The sequence below is a fragment of the Burkholderia sp. LMG 13014 genome (assembly GCF_905232215.1).
Lineage (GTDB): Bacteria > Pseudomonadota > Gammaproteobacteria > Burkholderiales > Burkholderiaceae > Burkholderia.
In genome coordinates, this window is record NZ_CAJNKE010000825.1 from 1 (window position 1) to 2,072 (window position 2,072).

Here is a 2,072-nt window from a genome sequence, read left to right on the forward strand (position 1 = left end):
TGCCTTTGAGATCGTGTTCCATCGATGTTTTCTCCTGGATCGAGGGTTGCTTGATGATGCATGTTGCATGGGTCATACCGGCCGCGACCTGCGTGCGCGGCCGGCAATGGGCCACAGCGTAGCGCCGTTCACGCATCCGTGCGCACGGCGACGAGGCTGCGGCGGCGCAGTTCCTCCGTCGTTTCGCCCTGGTTGTCGGGGCGCCAGCCCGGCGGCAGCAGCACGAAACGGATCGCGGTCCACACGTCGCGGGCCGTCGCGACGTCGCGGACAAGGCTCGCCCAGTGCTCGAGCTCGACGACGAACGGATTGCGCGAGCGGGTCGGCGTGACGAGGCCGAAACGGCAGGGCTCGTCGGCGCGCTCGGCGACATAGGTGCCGAACAGCCGGTCGAACACCACCAGCACGCCGCCGTAGTTCGCATCGAGATAGTCGAGGTTCGACGCATGGTGCACGCGGTGCGCGGACGGCGTATTGAACACGTATTCGAACCAGCCGAGCTTCGGGATCCACGTGTTGTGCAGCCAGAACTGGTACATCAGGTTGAACGACAGGATCGCGAGCACGGCCTCCGGACGCACGCCGAGCCACACGAGCGGCGTGAAGAACATCGCGGCGCCGGCGATCTTGCCGGTCCAGCCGAGGCGAAAGGCGGACGACAGCGTCAACTGGTTCGGCGAATGGTGCACCGCATGGGTCGACCAGAAGAAGCGCACGCGGTGCGACGCGCGGTGATACCAGTAGTAGCAGAACTCCTGGCCGACGAACACGAGCAGCGCGAGCGCGATGCTGTGGAGCGGGATCGTGAAGAGCCGGTGCGCCCATGCGAGGTCGAACAGCGGCGTGGCGAGCGACAGCGGCACCAGCGCGAGCAGCTTGCGGCCCGCGAGATCGGCGAGCGACAGCCACACCTCGTTCCAGTCGAACCGTTCGGGCCCGCGGGCGCGGCGCCAGGTGAGCACGGCCGCCTCGACGAGCGAGACGGCGACGATGAAGAGCGTGACGTAGTACGCGAGCTTTCCTGTTGTGGTGAGCATGATGGGCCTTTCCTTCGGTTGAGTCGGACGCGTCATGGGCGGCACGGGCTGCCATCGCGTCGAATGGAACGCACTGTAGTGGCCGCGGAATGGAAAGACCACGCGGGAAATGTGTCGCCGTATGTCGCGGGGAATGGCGGTCAGGTGGTGTGCGGCGGGTGCGGGCGCGTGTGGACTGGAGCGTGGCCGTTTTGTTGCTGCGCGTAGGTATGTGCGGCGGGAAATGTGTCGCCGCGTGTCGCGAAGGAATGCGTTCACGTGGTGCAGGGCGCGCGCCGGCGCTTGCGGACTGGAGCTGGGCCGGGTTGGGGCTGCGCGCATGTGTGTCCGACGGGAAACTTGTTTCCGCATGCGGAGGGGAAGGCGTTCAGGTCGTGCATGGCAGGCATGGACACTTGCGGACTGGCGCGTGGCCGGTTTGGGGCAGCGTGTATGCCTGTCCTGCGGAAAACGTGTCGCTCGTGACGAAGCCGGTCGACGGTGTACACAACGTGACATCGGCCGACGGATAAACCGCTGCGCGACATACGAACACTGCCATTACCGATCGGAAGGAAATCGATTCTTCGGATGGTTAGCGCCGGCGGCTCCCTGTTACGAAGAAGCCGGTTCCAGTCGCATGTGGCGTACTGCGTGCGTTCAATTCGCGTGACGCGGCTCGACACAAAACGCGCATGAATCGGCCGGCAAATATGTCGCCGCATGTCGTCGCGACACACTTTCGCGCTGCGCACGACACGTTCCTCACCCGTGCCAAGCCGCCGCGCCCTCACGTCATCGCATCGCCTACAGCCTTGCGCGGCGCGGCATGCCCGCGATCGGCGCGGCCGGCACACGCATTCGTCGTACTTCGAAACAGCACGCCACGTGTAACACCGCGACATCTTTTATGACGCGACGGGCGTGTGTCATCGCCCTAAAGTTCGTCCCGTCGCCACGCCACTGCGTGCACCGAAACGAACCGCAAGGACACCCGATGAAAACCCGCTTCCTCGTCACCGCCACTGCTCTCACCCTCGCCTGCGCGCCGGCCTT

General features: G+C 65.2%; 1 protein-coding gene. It reads right to left on the reverse strand.

The features are described from left to right. Positions 1–128: 128 nt before the first annotated feature. Positions 129–1,037: a sterol desaturase family protein gene (locus tag JYJ84_RS35040; RefSeq protein ID WP_175220227.1), complete on the reverse strand. Its 909-nt coding sequence runs from the start codon at positions 1,035–1,037 to the stop codon at positions 129–131. Positions 1,038–2,072 lie beyond the last annotated feature (1,035 nt).

What these genes read in the sequence shown, in the direction of transcription:
- JYJ84_RS35040 (WP_175220227.1), bottom strand. Translation starts at nt 1,037, where the DNA reads ATGCTCACCACAACAGGAAAGCTCGCGTACTACGTCACGCTCTTCATC.